We start from the raw sequence: 17,358 nt of genomic DNA on the forward strand, positions 1-17,358 counted from the left end.
AGCAGGAATTGTTGGTCGCGGTCGACCCGACGGAAGCCCTTGGCCATGGAATCATCCAACAGTTCCAGCGGTGCGCTCCAAAACGCAACAGGCTCGGTGCCGGCCCTGGTGTCCCACTCGCGCCGGCGATAGCCGTTGCGGTGGTTGACACGTTCGTCGCTGACCTGCCCGTATTCGGCGTTGCAGAGGGCATCGGCCTCCGCGGACATGAGCGCGTCGGCGAAGGTCTTGACCATCGCGCGCAACAGATCGGGACTCGCCGCAGCGAGGTTCTCCTCGGTCAGGGCGTGCAGGGGCAGAGTGTCTGATGCGGTCATCGTGCTGATCTCCTTCGAGCCTTAGACATCTCGAAGATCAGCCGGTGGCCGTCTCTATATCCGGACCCTCACCCCGACGCCGGACCAAACACCCGAATCAGGTGGGAACCCGTACACCACTTCCAAGGACGCAACCCCGGTACAGGTTCGCGCTTTCCAACCCAGCGCGGAGGGTTACCCTCGGCCTGGTTCGGTTTCCGGGGTGTCGGGGCCGGATGCCTTCTGCTGTTCGGTCTGTTCGGCACCGTCCCGGTGTGCTTCGTCATCACCGCTTTGGGGTTGTTGTGCGTTCCCGGGGATGTCGAGCTGGGGCATGGCCGCTGCCATTCGCGCAGCGGCCTGCTGGGCGAGACGGAACCCCGGAGTGCTGACCGCGTTCTGGACCGCAGCCTGGTTGGCTTCCATCTGCCGTGCCATCCGTTGGAAGGGGCCGTTCACGAGCCTCTGTTGTTCGGCGACATGGCGGGCGAGGTGCTGCAGCGGGCCGTTCATGAGCCCCGCCTGCTCGACGGCTTGCCGGGCGAACTTGGCGCTGGACAGGTCAAGCCCTGAGAGCGTGGCGGCGAACCGGTTGGCGACCAACTGTTCCAAAGGAGTCTGGGCTGCGAGGACATTACGCGTGGCTGCTGCGAGGTCGGCGGCTCGCTTCTTGAGCTCGCGTAAGAGCTTCATACAGGGCTCGTCGTCGGCATCCGGAGGTACCGGTTCGCCCGAGGTGAGCAGAGTCGGGCCCATGCCGTCTCCGGCAGAGAAAAGGATCTTCGTTTCCCAGACACAGGCGACGTACCCGGCAAGAGACTCCGCTTCATCGACCGCGAGGCCGTATAGCAGCCACTTCGCCGTGGCCGTGTACCAGATGTCGCCCTCGATCGCGTGCCCCTTTACGTTCGTGACGGCGAGCAGCTCAACCTCGGGCGTCGCGGACCAGGCGAACCACCGTTCCGCGGCGCCGCCTTCACTGAGGCCGTCGTAGCCGGTGAGCGTGCTCAACCCCAGCGCAGCTTCCGCCACGCCGTCGCGAACAGCCGACGACGCCAACAACTGAGTGGCAGCCTCCTCTGCGTCCTCCCCTGGCACCTCCGTGGTGAACTTGGAGACGACCTGATCGAAGTCCTTGAGCAGGGTCAGCCGGTCTTCGAGCCCGCGGACGTCCTCGTTCATGGGATACCGGTAGGAGCTCCCGTCACCGAAGTCCTTGGTGTTGTTGGTGACGAAGTGGACGTGTTGGTCGGGGTACTCCTTGAGGAATTCCAGGATGGAGAACCAGATCGCCGCATCACGGCCGCCTTCGGCGTGATCCTTGACCGCCTTCGCCGGCGGAAGAGCCATCGCCTCCCGCTGGTACGCCCTGCGCAGCGCGGCGTCGCTGGTCTCGATGACCTCGAAAATCTCCCCGTAAGCGTCTCGCCAGTGATCCAGGAGACGCTCCAGGTCCAGAGGCTCCAGGGAGCTCTTAGAGGTCCTAACAAAGGCGTTGGACGTGTCGGTGGGTGATCAGGCAGGTGGCGAGGCCGAGGAAGGCTTCGTGGATGTCGTCGCGTCGTTCCCATCGGATGCGCAGGCGTCGGAAGCCGTGGAGCCAGGCGGTTGGGTCGGCCGCGCGGCGAGGTGCTCACCGTGAGGCGAGTCCTGTTCCGCGCGGCCTCCCGCCGAACCGGACATGACGGTTTCCCTGTCATCCGGCTCTCCAGTGACTACTGCGTGAGTGGTCTGGCTGGCCGTTCTGAATGGATGCGGTCGTGGCAGGTGTCGCAGGCCACGACGGTCTTGCGTCGCCGATGCAGCATGACGCGCGCCCAGTCGGAAGGCTGCCATCCGGCATGTGCGAGGTCGGCGAGAGCGCGGACGTGGTGCACTTGGACGTTGCCCTTGCTTCCGCAGATCTCGCATGTGTCCGCCAGGAGTCTCGCGATGAGTTCCTTTTGCGGATAGTCCACCCGGATCGGCTCACGGTCGGCGAGTTCTGCCGTCCGCTGCCGTTGGAGGGGAATCCCACCGAACCGTGCCACCAGTGGTTTCCTGTTCTTCCGCTCGATGCGGGCCTCGAAACATACTCGGGTCCCGTTGGGAGTGTCGATTCTGGCCTTGTGCTTGGCGGCCATCTTCGACACTGATGAGCGGTGCTTGACTGCGAGGGTCTTGAGCATGGACGTCTCCATGACCCACTGCAGCCGGTGCAACCGGAAGACGTCTCCGGCAAGCAGGTAGTACTGCACGACGCCCCGGTAGACGGTCCCGAATGTCGCCACGATAGCGTGATCGCTGCTGTTGATCAGGGCCGTCTTCTTCGCGGGTTTTCCGCGGGCGAGATAGGGGGCGCACTTGGCTTTGATCACGTCCCGGGGGACACGGAGTGCGATCTGGCCGTTGACCCTACGGTAACGGCCGGTCTTCTTCGTGTCGTTGTGCTGGGTCGTGATCTCGTAGCCGAGAAACCTCGCTGCCCGGGTGCGGGCGTGAGTGATCAGCGTCTTTTCCTGGGACAGTTCCAACTTGAGTTCGTCACGCAGGAACTGAGCCAGGGATTGTTTGATCTGCTCGGCCTCGGCTTTCGGTCCGGTGAAACCGAGGAGGTGATCGTCCGCATAGCGTATGTAGCGCAGCCTGCGGTATGCCGGATCGCCTGGATCCGCACTCGGTAGGCTGACCATCCGCTGACGCAGCGTGCGGGCTTGGGCCCGGTCGCCGCGCCGGCGGGCTTTCGCCAGCAAATTCTGCAACTCCAGATAAGCCGGGTTACGGGCCCGGCGGTCTCCTCGGGTGTACTCCGGAATGAGAACTGTTTCGACGAACTTATCCAGCTTGTGCAGGTAGATGTTGGACAGGATCGGGGAGGCCACTCCGCCTTGCGGCGCTCCGGAGAGTGTGGCGCCCCATCTCCAGTCCTCCAGCTATCCGGCCGTCAGCATGTTGCGCACCAGCCGCAGAAACCGCTGGTCATGGATCCTCTCGCCGATGATCGACAGCAGGACCTGATGGTCCAGGCTGCCGAAGCAGTCGGCGATGTCCCCCTCGATGAACCAGGACGTCCCGGTCCATGTGTGGTCCACCTCCCGCAACGCGGTGTGGCAGCCCCGGCGGGGACGGAACCCATGAGAGCGGTCGGAGAACGTCGGCTCGTAATACGCCTCCAATAACAGGCGGACCACTTCACCAACGAGCTTGTCCGACCAGGTCGGCAGCCCCAGCGGGCGCATCTTCCCGTTCTTCTTGGGGATATGGATGCGCCGGACCGGCTTGAAACGGTAGCGCTCGTGGCGCATCGCCACGATGATCCGGTCGATCTTCCGCTGTGACATGCCGTCCACGGTTTCCGACGTGACCCCGGGCGTCATCGCGCCATGATTGGCGTAGATCCGCCCGTAGGCCAGCAGATACAACTGCGGGTTGAACAGTTTGCCGATACAGTTCATCGCACGGCAGGCCGCGCCTGCCGCGTTCACGCAGGACACCCAGCAGCGTTTTGGCGCTCTGCATTCCGCATACCTCCCGAGTCTGGAGTGTCCGAGTCACCTGGCCCCCTTCGCCCTGCAGACGGCTTTCCCGTCCTCCCCGGCCGGGCGTGACTCCGGCGACTACTGCGGGGCCTCCGTCGCCATAGGACTCGCATCCCGTAGGCGATCCCACGTTCGTCTCTGTCTGTACGTTCTAACGCGACACAGGCGTCCCACTCATCTCCTTGAATGTTCTCGCTGGACATCGCTCCGCACTCCGGAAGTTGCCCCGGGCCACAATCGAACCCCGAGCAGAGTGCGGCGCCGGTTTCAGTTTTCTTTCCGACGGATGGGAACTTGCATCTTCTGGAGATTAGGCTTCAAACAATCCAGTCTTCGCCATATCGCGCGGGCCGCCCAGCACACCGTCCCTGACAACTGGGCTCAGTTGCTGGTTTCCTGGCATGCTCTTGTCCCCTTCACCTTTCGGATCCAGGTAAGCCATCCGGCCCAGAAACCTCCTTCCAAGTTCCTCCCGGCTGAGCCGGGGATACAAACAGAGCGCCTCGTGGCGCACATGGTGCGCTCGACGACCCAGCGGTGCACGCCGAGACCGGACCCATGGGCAACGCCACGGCGTGCGATCACCGGTTTGATGCCGCGTTCCCAGACCAGACGCCGGTATTTGTCGTGGTCGTAGCCGCGGTCGGCGTAGAGCGTGTCGGGCCGTCTTCGCGGTCTGCCGACCAGGCCGGCCACCGCAGGCACTTTTTCCAGCAGGGGGATGAGCTGGGTGATGTCGTTGCGGTTGCCGCCGGTCAGGGAGACGGCAAGGGGGATTCCGTGGCCGTCGACGAGGACGTGGTGCTTGCTGCCCGGCCGTGCGCGGTCGACCGGGCTGGGTCCGCTTTTGGGCCCCTGCGGGCGGCCCGGACGTGGCTGGAGTCGATCACCGCCCGGGACCAGTCGAGCTGCTTCGCCGCCCGCAACCTGGTCAGCAGGACCAGGTGGAGCCGGTCCCACACGCCGGCATCGTTCCATGCGGCCAAGCGCCGCCAGCAGGTCATCCCCGAACCGAAGCCCAGCTCTTGCGGCAGGTACTCCCACTGGATGCCCGTGTGCAGGACGAACAAGATCCCGCACAACGCCTTCCGGTCTGGCACCCGCGGACGACCCTGGACCAGTTTCGGCGCCGGTATCGGTAGCAACGGCTCGATCAGCAACCACAGTTCGTCCGAGACGATCCACGGACGAGACTCTCTCTTCCCCACGAACAGACCAACGAGCATCCAAGGCGACAGTCACACCACGCAAGGCTTCTGTTAGGACCTCTTAAGCTCCCAGGGCAGATCTTCCTGCAACTTCGCCAGGGCGTTCAGGACCCCCTGGTGCTTGGCAGGGTAGTACCGCGCCTTGTGGGCGGCCATCTCCTCCAAGACCATCCACGGCACACCGATCCGATGGTGCCCCGACTGCCGGAGCTTCCTGATGATGTCTGCTGTGGGCCCTTCGGGCTGCAGAAGGTTTACCGCGTTCGTGTCAAAAATGATCAACAGAGCCTCCCCGACTTCTTCAGGAGGAAGTATCTCAACTACCACCGACAAACGATTACCACCCGCCATCGCTGGCGGCACGCCCGGCGTTGACGACGGAGTAGCTCCCCCTGAATGCCGGAGCCGGTGGGCACCTTGACGTCGTACCGGTCTACGGGACGGGCGTTCTACATCCGGATGGTTGGTGGCGGCAGGTAACGCCACTGCACACCGGTGCGGTCCGCATACAGGATCGCGGTCATGATTTCGCGCACCTCGTGCTCGGGCGGCGGCCAAAGTCCGTTCTATGGCGTCGGGGTGGGCCGTTCGTCATCCTTGAGTTCGGCGAGCAGCGCATAGACGGTGGAGCGGGACGTCCCCAGGGCCGCGGCGACGACGGGCACCGCACCGCGCCTCGCGAAGACCCCGGCCTGGTGGAGTGCGCTGAGGATGGCGATGCGGTCGTCGCGGTCGAGGCGTTCGACGGGGCGGCCGCGGTCGCGGGTGTGGAAGGCGATGACCTGGTCCACTTGCCGGGTCCACTCCCGTTCCAGAGACCCCTCGACGCGGGGCGCGGCGGCGGGCGCTGCGAATGAGGCCAGAAGGGCGGCCGCCTGGTTGAACGGGGTACGGTCCAGGTGGACGCAGAGTACGGCCGACGGGGTGCCGTCCCTATCGCGCAGCACCGCGCTGACCGAGGACAGGCGGCGGCCGTCCGGGAGGAGCCGCTCCCAGGGGCCGTGGACCTCTTTCCCCGAGGACACAGGCGCCGCCGGGAGTTCCCCTGGCAGGACCCGGTCACCAGTGGTGCGAGGGGTTACCGGGTTCCAGACGGCCAGCACGTGCTCCTCCGTGACGTTGTGCAGGACCACCTCTGCGTACGGGCTGAGGAGCCGGGCCACGGCCTCGCAGGCCGGCCCCCACATCACGATGCGTGGATCGGTGTCGTCGTCCATCCGGAACCCCTTTTCTCCTTGAGGGCCGCCCGCGCTCCGGCGAGCCGGCGTGGCCGCGGGGTACGGCCGGTGCGTGGTGTGGCGCCCGCTAGGGCGCTGTCGGTCGGCTTCTGAGCGCTTGCCAGAGGATCCGGTAGAAGTCCGCGTAGCTGCGCTCGACGTGCACGGCGAAGAACTTCGTCTCCGGGTGCCGCTCGCCGAGGCGGTTGATCGGCACCGTCATCGCCGCGTGGTGCTCGATGTGCAGGTTATTGCCGTTGGTGAACCAGGTACTCAGCCAACTGCCCCGGATGGAGCGCGTGTTACGCAGCACGTCCGTCGTCTCGGTGTCGCACAGCAGGTGTTCCGGAAGTTCCACCAGGAAGTGCATGGGGACGGCGAACAGCAGGGGAAGCAGCCACAGCCGCAGCACGTACTCGCCGTGGCCGAGGACCGCCAGGGCGGCCGCGCCAACCACTGCCGCACCCAGCAGGGCGTGTTCGGTCACGATCCGCCGCCGCATTGCCGGCGCGATGTGACCGAACGCGTACGTCCAGCGTCCCGTGACCGCTCGTACGACGTCCGCGCCGACGCTTCCCAGGCGCGGGTAGTCCAGCAGCCCGCGTAGCAACGCCCGGAAGGTCAGCGGCCCCCGGGTGTCGAAGCCGAAGAACTCCGTGTCCTGCGGGGTGCCCAGGTAGCGGTGGTGTTGCAGGTGGCGCACCCGGTAGTGGCTGTAGACCACGAGGAGCGGCATTCCCAGGGGCACGCCGACCAGCCGGTGGGGGAACGCCTTCCGGAAGGCGGAGTGGTGCAGGCACTGGTGCTGCAGCTCGACGGCGTGGGTGAACATGGCCGCCAGCAGGACGATCCCGGCACTCGCCGCCCACAGGTTTGGTTGCAGGGCCAGCACCGCTCCAGCGCAGGTGAGGAGCGCCAGGACGGCCAGCTTTCCGAGGAAGATCCATTCGTCGGAGGGCGTAACCCTCAGTCGTGTGAAGAGGACGGCCGGAGCTGTGGGCGGGGCGCTCTCGCGCTCGGGGAGGAGCCTGTCAACGGCCACTGAGCACCACCACGTGTGCACCGGGCACCAGGCCCTCGGAGCGGGCGGTGCGGAGCAGGCCCGCCAGGGCCACGGCCCCGGCAGCAGTGGGGAAGGCGCCGTGCTCAGCCAGCGCGTCGCGGGCGTCGCACAGCTCGCGGTCGTCGGCGCCGAGGACGGTACCGCCGGTGGCCGCGATCGCGGTCATGGCCTCGTCGCCCTGCAGGGCGTGCCAATTGACGAGCGGCTGGTTGTGGTCGGTGGTGGTGACGGACTCCGGCGGCAGGGTCCGGTAGGGGCCGGGCCAGCAGGTCACCATGGGGTTGTTGCCGGCCGATCCGACACCGTTGATCACCGTGTCCCAGCCGTACAGGTCCAGTTGGCGCCGCACGGCGATGGCGGTCGTGCCGTTGCCGACGGGCAGCCAGATCGCCGCGGGTGCTTCGGGCAACGCGGCCCGCAGCGCGGACACGACCACGCCGTGCCCCTCGAACACGGCCTCGACGTAGGGGCCGTCCACGTTGCCGTCGACGCAGTCCCCGGTGGCCGCGAGCCGGCGGGACTCGTCCACGGCGTCCTCGTAGGCACCGTCGACGAGGTGGACGCGGGCTCCGGCGGCGCGCATGGCCTCGCCGCCGTCGCTCCAGCCCGCGGGGAGGACGACCGTGCACTCCACCCCGGCGGCCTGGCAGGCCGTGGCCATGGCCCTCCCGTAGTTGCCGCAGGTCGCGATGGTCACATGCCGGTGGCTGTCGGCGACTGCGCGGGCCACGACGGCGCGGGCGGCGGGCTCCTTGTGGCTTCCCGAGGCGTAGCGCGTCTCGTCCTTGACCAGGACGCGGGCGCCGGGCACCAGGGCGGAGACGTCGATGAGGGGGGTGCCGAAGGCGTCTGAGGGTGCTTCGGCGGACAGCGGTGCGGGGGTGGGCATGTTGCTTCCTTCGGGGGTGGTGGAGGGACGTGCCTGCGGTGCCTGGCGCGGTCGTGCCGGGTACCGGCGTGCGGAGGGGTGTCAGGCGGGGGCCGCGGCGAGCTGAGTGTCGGCGTGGCCCTGGAGGTCGTCGAGGTCACCGACCTCTGCCGGGGGCAGGGCGTCGGGCAGGTCGTCCTCGAGTAGGCGCAGCCGTGGGTTGGCCCAGCCGCGGGCCGACCAGCCCAGTTGGAGCAGTCCGCTGACGACGACGAGCAGCGCGAGCCCGCGTCCTGGGCCGGTGCCTAGCAGCACGCCGACCGTGTCCGCCAGGGCGCCTGCGGGCTCGAGGAGCGGCTTCACGTAGTGCTCGGCCAGGGGACCGACGACCAGGTAGCCGAGCGGCATGGTCAGCATCATCAGCGTCATGAAGATGGCGAGCACCCGGCCCTGGAGTTCGAGGCCGACCTTGGTCTGGACGAGGGCGATCCAGTGGCCGTCGGCCAGGGACTCGCCGAAGGCCAGAAGGAACATCCCGGTGACAATCAGGGGTGGGCTGGCCATGCCGACCATCGCCATCGCCAGGCTGGCCACCGCCATGGAGATGATCATGCCGTGCGTCCTGCGGCCGGTGCCGCCCCACAGGCCCATCACCAGGCTGCCGCACAGGCCGCCTATGCCGGCCGCGCCGAGTGCCATGCCGAGCATGAGCGGGGACTGCTCGATGAGGAGCATGGGCGTGATGACAGCGAAGCCGAGGGTGTAGAAGGCGTGGTCGATGACGAAGAAGCGCAGCGCCGTGCGAAGGCCGGGCCGGCGGCCGATGTAGCGCCAGCCGCCGGTGATCTCCCTGCCGAACGACTCGTCACGGCGGCGGAAGAGGGTGTCGGGGAAACGGACCGCCAGCAGGGTCACGACTCCCGCCGCGAAGCTGAATACGTCGATCATGATCACGCCGGAGACGCCGATGACCCCGATCAGCCCAGCGCCCATCATGGGCGCGAAGACCGTGCCCACTCCCACGCCGAGTTGGCTGATGCCGTTGGCGTGCCCGAGGTACCGCTTGGGGACCAGCTGGGCCACCGCGGCCAGATAGGCGGGGCGTTGGAAGGCGCCCGCGACGGAGGTGACCGACACGGCCAGGTAGATCTGCCACATCTCCAGGCCGCGGCCGAGGACCAGCAGGCCGAGCCCGCCCATGGCTAGGCCCGCCACCGCGTCGCTGGTCAGCATGATCACGCGGCGGTTCCAGCGGTCCGCCACTGCGCCGGCCAGCGGTCCGGCGAGGATGCCGGGGAGCATGCCCACCGCGTTGACCACCGCGAAGTCGGCGATCGAGCCCGTGCGCTGGTACACCCAGATACTCAGGACGAGCGTGCTGAGGCTGCTGCCGATCATCGACAGGAACTGGCCCAGTGCCACGACGGCGAACCGGGACAGGCTCGGCTTGGCGTGCCCGGTGTTCCGGTTGCCCTTGGTGCTAGCCGCCGCCCGCCCGAGCAGGGGAACCGGCTCGCCCTCGCCGTCTGTGGCCACCCGCCCGGCGGGCCGGGCACCGTCCGGCGGCGTGGCGTCCGGTGGGGATGTCGGCGCCTGCCACCGCTCGGCGTGCTCCACCAGTGTCCGGGCCAGCGGTTCGGCGTGCGTCTTGACGAAGAAGTGGCCCGCCTTCGGCAGCACCGCCAGGGAGACAGCGTCTGCGAAGTGCTCCCACTCGTGGTGGCGTTCCTGGTACAGCTCGGTGACCCGGTCCCGGGAGCCCACCACGCTGAGCACCGGGGCCCGCAGCCTGGGTGCCGCGGAGTCCTGGTAGGCCCTGGTGTAGTACTCCTCGGCGTCCCGCGCGTCGTGCCGCACGTTGCGCAGTACGAACTGCTCCTGCTCGGGGTCGTCGAGGTCGGTGAAACCGCCCCGCGCCCGCAGGTAGGACAGGTACTCCCGGTCGGAGGTGAGCCAGTCGGTGGGCATCAGCCGGTACAACCAGTCGAAGAACCGCCCGGGCAGCCGCGCCGTGGGGAAGCTTGCACCCAGGCCGACGCCCACGACGTCGACGCCCGCGGCCTCCGCCTGGCGCGCGACCTCCAGCGTCACCGCCGTGCCCAGGCAGTGCCCGTAGAGCACGACGGGACCCTTCACCGCGCCGAGTTCCGCCACCACCCGGGCGGCCACCTCGGCGCCCGGCAGCAGCGCGTCGTCCGGTCTGCTCATGTCGTGCCCCGGCAGCTCGACCGCGTACAGCCCCCACTGCGGCGGCAGTTGCTCGGCCAATGGCCGGTACGCGACGGCGCTGCCGCCGGAGAACGGCACCGCGACGACCGTGACGCCGCCCGCGCCCGGATCCGCGTCCTGCCCGGTCAGCCGGTGCAGCAGCGGCGCCGGCTCTGCCCGCTCCTCCTTGCCGCGCTCCGCCCGCTCCGCGAGCAGCGCGGCGAGCGCGCGCACCGTCGGGGTGCGGTACAGCTCCACCAGAGCCAGGCCCGGGTCGATCTGCCGGACGATCCGCAGCGCCGCGAAGGAGTCACCGCCGAGGGAGAAGAAACTGTCGTCGATGCCGATGGCCTCCTCCTCCACGCGCAGCGTCCCGGCCCACACGGCTGCGATGCGCCGCTCGGCCGCGTTCCGGGGGGCGGTGCGGGCCGGGGCGTCGGAGGCGTCGGGCGGCGCCGGCAGTGCGCGCCGGTCGAGCTTGCCGTTCGGGGTGAGCGGCAGCCGCGGCAGGAACACCACCCGCGCGGGCACCATGTGCGTGGGCAGCCCGGTCGCCAGGGCCTCGCGCACCGCCGCCTCGGTCAGCGCGCCCTCCAGGGCCGTCACGAGGTAGCCGACGAGCTGGGCCGCCCCGGAGGGCAGGGTGTGCACCGCGGCCGCGGAGGCCGCCACGCCGGGCAGCGCGCCGAGCGCGGCCTCGACCTCGCCGAGCTCTACCCGGTAGCCGTTCACCTTGACCTGGTCATCCAGACGGCCGAGGAAGTCCACGGTGCCGTCGCGGCGGTAGCGCGCACTGTCCCCGGTCCGGTACATGCGAGCGGTGCCGTCCCCAGCGTCCGGGGCGGCGTACGGGTCGGGGACGAACCGCTCCGCGGTCAGCTCCGGCCGCTCGTGGTACCCGGGCGACACCCCGGCGCCGCCCAGGTGGAGTTCGCCCACCACGCCGGGCGGCACCGGCGCCCCGTACGCGTCCAGCACGTACACCCGGTTGTTGGGGAACGGACGGCCGATGGGCAGCGGCGCCTCGGCGGGCAGGTCGTCGACGTCCCCGTCGAAGTACACGTTGTCGACGGTGACCTCGGTGACGCCGTACGCGTTGACGACCCGGTTGCCGGGCCCGACGAGACGTTGCGCGCGCTGGTACTCGCGGACCTGCCACTTCTCGCCGCCGCCGATCAGCAGCCGCACGAAGTCCAGCCGCTCCCCGGCCTGTTCGGCGTGGGCCAGCAGCGCCCGCAGCACGGCCGGCACCAGTTCGGTGCACTGGACGCCCTCGTCGCGCATGAGCGCGTACAACTCCGCCGGGTCGAGCAGCGTCTCGCGCGGGACGACGACGAGCCGGCCGCCGGTGCAGTGCGCGCGCAGCGTCTCGCCCACGAACATGTCGAAGGAGAAGCTGGCGGCCTGCTGGTACGTCCAGTCGGGGTCGAGGTCGTAGGCGCGCTGCCACATGGCCGCGGCGTGCACCAGGTTGCGGTGGGTCACCACCACGCCCTTGGGGCGGCCGGTGGAACCGGAGGTGTAGATGACGTAGGCCGGGTCGTCCGGCGTCCCGGCGGGCACCGGATCGGCGTCCGCCGCGGCGTCGAGCAGTGCGGCGTCACGGTCGAGCGCGAGGACGGCCGTGTCGCCGGGGGCATCAGGGGCGCCCTCGAGGTCGAGCCGGGTGATCAGCGCCACCGGCCGGCTATCCTCGAGCATGTATCGCAGCCGCTCGCTCGGGTACGCCGGGTCCAGTGGCACGTAGGCGCCGCCCGCCTTGAGGACGCCCCACATCGCCGCGAACAGGTCGATCCCGCGGTCCAGGCAGATCGCCACGCGCTCGCCCGGGCGCACGCCCCGTTCACGCAGCAGGTGGGCGATGCGGTTCGCCCGCCGGTTGAGCCAGTCGTAGCTGACGGTGTGCGGGCCCGAGGTCAGCGCGGGAGCGTCCGGCCGCCGCGCGACGCAGCGTTCGAAGACCTCCTGGAGGCTGTGCGCCGGGGGGATCTCGGCGGCGCTGTCGTTCCACGTGTGGAGGACGGTGTGGCGCGCGGCCTCGGTGAGCAGCGGCAGCCGGCCCACTTCGGTGCCGGGTGCGGCGGCCGCGGCGTGCAGCAGGGTGAGCAGGTGGTCCACGAGGGCCTCAACGCGCTCGGCGTCGAAGAGTTCGGCCGCGTAGTCGACGGTCAGAACCGGTCCGTCGGCGGGGAAGTCCAGGCCGATCGCCAGGTCCGCCATGGTCGCGGCGGGGGCCTCGTCCCCGGCGTAGGCCACGAGCGGGTCGCCCGGTGCGGCCGTGTTGTGCACGGTCACGCTCACCCGGCTCAGCGGGTCTGGCCTGCCCCCGCCGAGTTGCCGCACCGCCGCCGCGATCTCCGGCAGCGGCAGGCCTTGGTGCTCCAGGTCGCGCAGGACCGCGTCCCGTACCCGGCCCAGCAGCGCGGCGAAGCTCGGCTCGCCCGTCAGGTCGCCGCGCAGCGGCAGGATGTTGAGGACGGAGCCCACCACCCGGTCCAGCGCGGGATCCTCCCGTCCCGCCACCGGGGCCAGGACCGTCACGTCGCTGCGCCCGCTGTACCTGCCGAGGACGACCTGCACGCCCGCCAGGACGACCATGAACAGGCTGACCCGGTGTTCCCTGGCGCACGCCTCCAGCAGCGCGAGCGACGCCGGGTCAAGGTCGCGGGTGACCCGGCCCGCGCGGTGGGTCGCCACGGCGGGCCGCGGACGGTCCGCGGGGAGTTCCAGGTCCAGGTCGGCGCCGTCGAAGCGGTCGCGCCAGTACGCCGCGAGCCTGGCGTCACCGGACAGGGCCGTCCCCTGCCGGGCCACCTGCGAGAGGCGGTCGGGTGTGGCGCGGCGCGGCTCGCGCCCGGCGCTCAGGTCGCCGTAGACCTCGGCCAGCGTGTCCCCGAGGACGCCCACGGACCAGCCGTCGAACACCAGGTGGTGGACGGCGAGGAGGAGTTCGTCCCCGTCCGGCGTCCGCAGCAGCACCGCGCGCGCCACCGGGCCGCGCTCCAGGTCGATCCGCTCGGTGACGATCCGGCGGCGTTCCTCGGCTGCCCGCGCCCGTGCCGCGTCCGGCGCCAGGTCCCGCAGGTCGACCTCGCCGTACGGGAGGGTCGCGGAGGGCTCGACGTCCGTCACGGGCCCGTCGCCTGCGTAGGGGAAACGGGACACCAGGGCGGGGTGGCGTGCGGTCAGCACGGCGAGGCACCGGGGCAGCAGCTCGGGGCGGACGGGCTCTGCCCATCGGTAGCGGATGCCGAGGGTGTGCACCGGCAGTTCGGGGCTCACCTGCTCGGCCATCCAAAAGTCCCGCTGCAGCGCGGTGAGCGGGATCCGCGACGGCTCCTCGGCCGCGCGCTCCTCACCGAGTGCGTCACCGGGCCCGCTGTCGTGAGCGGCGGCAGCCGGCCCCGACGCCGAGTCGGCGTCGGGGAGGACGCCGGCGACCTCGGCGAGCGTCGGCGCCGCGTAGAGCGCGCTGAGCGTGAGGTCGGCGCCGTGTGCGTGCCGCAGCCGGCTGATCATGCGGATGGCGGAGAGCGAGTCACCGCCGAGGGCGAAGAAGTCGTCGCCGGGACCGATGTCACCGGCGCCGAGCAGTTCCCGCCACACCGCTGCCACGAGAGCCTCGGGCGAGGAGTTCTCGGCGCCGTCCGCCGCGCTCGGGGGTATGGGCGGCGGCGTGGCGGCCAGTGCGGCGCGGTTCACCTTGCCCTGCACGGTCAGCGGGAAGGCGGCGTGCACGAAGAAGGCGGCGGGCACCAGGTAGTGCGGCAGCCGGGCGGTCAGCTCGCGGCGGACGGCGTCGGTGCCCGGCGCGCCGTCCTCGGTCACGAGGTGGGCCGCGAGCCGCGGCGCGCCGGCGCCGGTGTCGACGAGGACGACGGCGTCCGTGACGCCGCGCACCTCACGCAACGCGCTCTCGACCTCGCCCGGTTCTACACGGAATCCACGGATTTTCACCTGCTGGTCGAGCCGGCCCAGGTACTCCAGGCCGCCGTCCGGGAGTTGGCGCACCTTGTCGCCCGACAGATACTCCCGCCGCCCGTCCGGTCCCTCGCGGAACCGGTCCGCGGTCAGGTCTCGGCGCCCGAGGTAACCGGTGGCCACCCCCCTGCCGCCGATGCGCAGTTCGCCGGGCTCACCGGGCGCTGCAGTCGTACCGTCCTCGGCGACGACCCGCACGGTGACTCCGGACAGTGGCGTGCCGATCGGCACCGGCCCTCCCCCGGTCCACGTGGTGAGGTCGGCGGCGGTCGCCACGACCGAGGTCTCGGTGGGGCCGTACGTGTTGAGCAGCCGCACCCCGGTGCCGGCATGCGCCTGCCAGCGGGCGACCGCCTCCTTGTGGACCGCCTCACCGCCGATGATCACCATTCGCACCGTCGCAGGGAGCTCCGCCTCGCCGCGCTCGAGCGCGCCGACGAGTTCGTGCCAGTAGGCGGTCGGCAAGTCGAGGACGGTAATGCCGAGCCCGGCACAACGGTCGAGGAAGACGTCGGGACGGCTGATCATGTCCTCGTCCCGGACGACGACCGTGGCACCGGCGGCGAGCGGCGGGAAGATCTCCTCCACACTGGCGTCGAAGCTGAGCGAGGCGAACTGCAGCACCCGGTCGGCGGGCGAGAAGCCGTAGCGCTCCCCGGCCGCCCGGCAGAAGTGCGTCAGGGCGCGCCGCGGAACGACCACGCCTTTGGGCCGGCCCGTCGAGCCCGAGGTGAAGATGACATAGGCGGGGTCCTCCGGCGCCGCGGCCGTGCCCGGCGGGGAGGCGGCACTTGTGGCCGCGTCGACCGGGAGTATCGGCGTTTCCGGGGGCAGTGAGCGAGCGAGCCCGTCCGCGCTGGCGGTCGGGACCAGTACCACCCTGGGCGCGGCCTCGTCGACCATCACCGCAAGTCGGGCAGCGGGATAGTTCGGGTCGAGCGGCAGATAACCGGCCCCCACCCGCAAGACCGCTAGCATCGCGGTGACCGCGTCGCGGCCCCAGGGCAGGCACAACCCCACGAGGTCCCCCGCGCGGACTCCCCGCGCGTGCAGGGACCCGGCCAGCGGGACAACCGCGGCCAGGAGCTCGGCGTACGAGAGCGTCCCCGCCGAGTCGATCACCGCGGGTGCATCCGGGGTCTGCTGCGCCCGCTCCTCAATCGTGGCGAACACATCCGAAACTGCGACTTCGACACCGCTTGAAGCGATGACCTCTGCCCCTGGGGAAAGGTCCGATGCAGCCAAGTCCACCGCTGGTATTGCACGCACACGATCTCCCTGGGAGCTGTCCCTGCACTGCAGGCGACCCAAAGCGGAACGCCTCGGAGAATTTGCGGGACCCGCGCGACGGAGATGTGAATTATTCGGACCCCTTCATGAGCGATCGCATGAATGGAGCCTGCAAATAGGACAGTTGATATGAACCATGACTTCTGATTGGTCGCCACTTGGCGATCCGGACTACACGGGTCGGCTGTCGCGCCGGCTGACGGTCCGACGGGGGATGCAGCCCATCGCCGCCGGAGAGATGACGGCCTCCGACCGCTACTGACATTTGAGGCGTCCGGTCTCCGGCCCGAGGCGATGGCGGAGCATCGCCTGTGGTGACGCACCGGCCGGCGCCTCTCAGTGCGTCTCGTCCACGATGCGGGCCCCGCGGCGACTGCACGAGGATGGGCGAGCAGGACGCCGAAGATCCGCGGCGGGGTGTAGGCGGCGCTGGCCGAGGCTCCTGGTGGCCGGTGTCGTGGACGGACGCAACATCTGGGTCAACGACCTGGAGAAGTCCCTCGCCACCCTCGGCACGCTGCTGGGACTGGCCGGCCGGGTCGACGTGGCCGCCTCGTGCTCCCTGCTGCACGTGCCGCTCGACACCGCCGCTGAGCGCGACATCGACCCGCAGATCCTGCGCTGGCTGGCCTTCGCCCGGCAGAAATCGCCGAGATCGGCGAGGTGATCTCCTTCCAGGAGAAGACCGGGCTTGATGTCCTCGTGCACGGCGAGGCCGAACGCAACGACATGGTCCAGTACTTCGCCGAGCGGCTCACCGGCTACCTCGCCACCCAGTACGGCTGGGTGCAGTCCTACGGCACGCGCTACGTCCGCCCGCCGGTCCTCGCCGCGGACGCATGCTCACCGGCCCGGTCACCATGCTCGCCTGGTCCTTCGTCCGCGACGACCAGCCCCTCGCCGACACCGCGCGCCAGGTCGCCCTGGCCCTGCGCGACGAGGTCGACGACCTGGAGCGCGCGGGAACGCCGGTCGTCCAGGTCGACGAGCCCGCCCTGCGCGAGACGCTGCCGCTGCGCTCCGCCGACCGCGCCGGCTACCTGGCCTGGGCCACCGAGGCGTTCCGGCTGACCACCAGCGGCGTGCGGGCCGGGGCACCCTGCGGTGCCCCGGCCCGTGGCTGTTCGGTGGCGTGAGCGCCCTGATCAGCGCTTGACTCGGGTCGAGGATGGGTTTGTCCCGCGCTCCGTCGCCAGAGCGGTCCGACGGGCGGCTACGTAGTCCCGCACCGTGGAGTACGAAGCACTGGTGAAGTTCTCCTCTGTGCGCAGACGCTCGATGATGCGGCTGATCATGTGCCGTGTGTCGGGCGGAGCATTGAGGTCCTGAAGCAGCATGCGGTCGATGGCGTCCTTGACGGGTTCCGGTAACAGGGCCTGAGGACTCCGCCGACGCACGGGTACGGGAAGAGACAGTGCCTCTGCTACGACTACCAGCGAAGCCCTGTGCCGCACGGCGAGTTGCTGCGGTGTGGTGTCCGGGTTGAGCTGGTGGTCCCTGCGGATCTGGTCGACGATCCAGTCTCGTGTTCTGTACACCAACGTCTCCATGCTGCAGCGCCTTCTGGCCCACCGGTCGCGTGTGCGGCCAGTGGCCACCACTGAGCCCATGAACCGGGGTGGCCCGGTGGCATGTGGTGGTGTGCGGGCCCGGCACGGCCCGTTGGTCTGGGGCCGTGCCGGGGTGTGGTGGGGGTTGGGGGTCAGCTG

The 17,358-nt window shown here is 69.8% G+C and carries 8 protein-coding genes and 4 pseudogenes; 1 reads left to right on the top strand and 11 read right to left on the bottom strand.

The genetic code is table 11. From position 1 onward, the window contains the following. From ABZ883_RS42190 to ABZ883_RS42235, 10 genes and pseudogenes are all read right to left on the bottom strand, one after another. Positions 1–317: transposase (locus ABZ883_RS42190; RefSeq protein WP_360917348.1), on the bottom strand; the 317-nt coding region annotated here is incomplete at its 3' end. Positions 318–491: 174 nt separating this feature from the next. Continuing rightward, entirely contained in the window at positions 492–1,763 is a 1,272-nt protein-coding gene (locus ABZ883_RS42195; protein WP_360917370.1) for a hypothetical protein, read from the bottom strand. 16 nt (positions 1,764–1,779) lie between these two features. Further along, positions 1,780–1,911, bottom strand: a pseudogene (locus tag ABZ883_RS42200) (IS5/IS1182 family transposase); the annotation flags it as partial. A gap of 100 nt (positions 1,912–2,011) precedes the next feature. Then, a pseudogene (locus ABZ883_RS42205) lies at positions 2,012–3,794 on the bottom strand (reverse transcriptase domain-containing protein). A gap of 536 nt (positions 3,795–4,330) precedes the next feature. Further along, positions 4,331–5,040: pseudogene (locus ABZ883_RS42210) on the bottom strand (IS5 family transposase); the annotation flags it as partial. Between the two features lie 33 nt (positions 5,041–5,073). Next, the gene (locus ABZ883_RS42215; RefSeq protein ID WP_360917351.1) at positions 5,074–5,349 is read right to left on the bottom strand and encodes a hypothetical protein; all 276 of its coding nucleotides are present in this window, start codon (positions 5,347–5,349) and stop codon (positions 5,074–5,076) included. A gap of 239 nt (positions 5,350–5,588) precedes the next feature. Then, positions 5,589–6,239: a helix-turn-helix domain-containing protein gene (locus ABZ883_RS42220; RefSeq protein WP_360917354.1), complete on the bottom strand. Its 651-nt coding sequence runs from the start codon at positions 6,237–6,239 to the stop codon at positions 5,589–5,591. Between the two features lie 88 nt (positions 6,240–6,327). Beyond that, complete coding sequence (locus ABZ883_RS42225) at positions 6,328–7,281, bottom strand: fatty acid desaturase (protein ID WP_360917357.1); 954 nt, start codon at positions 7,279–7,281, stop codon at positions 6,328–6,330. Next, positions 7,271–8,191 (bottom strand): pyridoxal-phosphate dependent enzyme, encoded by a 921-nt coding sequence (locus ABZ883_RS42230; RefSeq protein WP_360917360.1) that lies wholly within the window; start codon positions 8,189–8,191, stop codon positions 7,271–7,273. The genes ABZ883_RS42225 and ABZ883_RS42230 overlap by 11 nt, the downstream gene beginning before the upstream one ends. Before the next feature lie 81 nt (positions 8,192–8,272). Beyond that, entirely contained in the window at positions 8,273–15,532 is a 7,260-nt protein-coding gene (locus ABZ883_RS42235; protein ID WP_360917365.1) for an amino acid adenylation domain-containing protein, read from the bottom strand. A gap of 559 nt (positions 15,533–16,091) precedes the next feature. Between ABZ883_RS42235 and ABZ883_RS42240 the strand changes: the two are divergent. Next, positions 16,092–16,737, top strand: a pseudogene (locus ABZ883_RS42240) (hypothetical protein); the annotation flags it as partial. A 57-nt stretch (positions 16,738–16,794) separates the two neighbouring features. Here ABZ883_RS42240 and ABZ883_RS42245 read toward each other — a convergent pair. Next, positions 16,795–17,199 carry a hypothetical protein gene (locus tag ABZ883_RS42245; protein WP_360917368.1) on the bottom strand — a complete coding sequence of 135 codons (405 nt, stop codon included), beginning with the start codon at positions 17,197–17,199 and terminating at the stop codon, positions 16,795–16,797. Positions 17,200–17,358: the final 159 nt, after the last annotated feature.

The organism is Streptomyces sp. NPDC046977 (assembly GCF_040644455.1).
GTDB lineage: Bacteria > Actinomycetota > Actinomycetes > Streptomycetales > Streptomycetaceae > Actinacidiphila.

Excerpts from the sequence above, each read along its gene's own strand:
- ABZ883_RS42220 (WP_360917354.1), bottom strand. The coding sequence starts at position 6,239 with ATGGACGACGACACCGATCCACGCATCGTGATGTGGGGGCCGGCCTGC.
- ABZ883_RS42245 (WP_360917368.1), bottom strand. The coding sequence starts at position 17,199 with ATGGAGACGTTGGTGTACAGAACACGAGACTGGATCGTCGACCAGATC.
- ABZ883_RS42230 (WP_360917360.1), bottom strand. The coding sequence starts at position 8,191 with ATGCCCACCCCCGCACCGCTGTCCGCCGAAGCACCCTCAGACGCCTTC.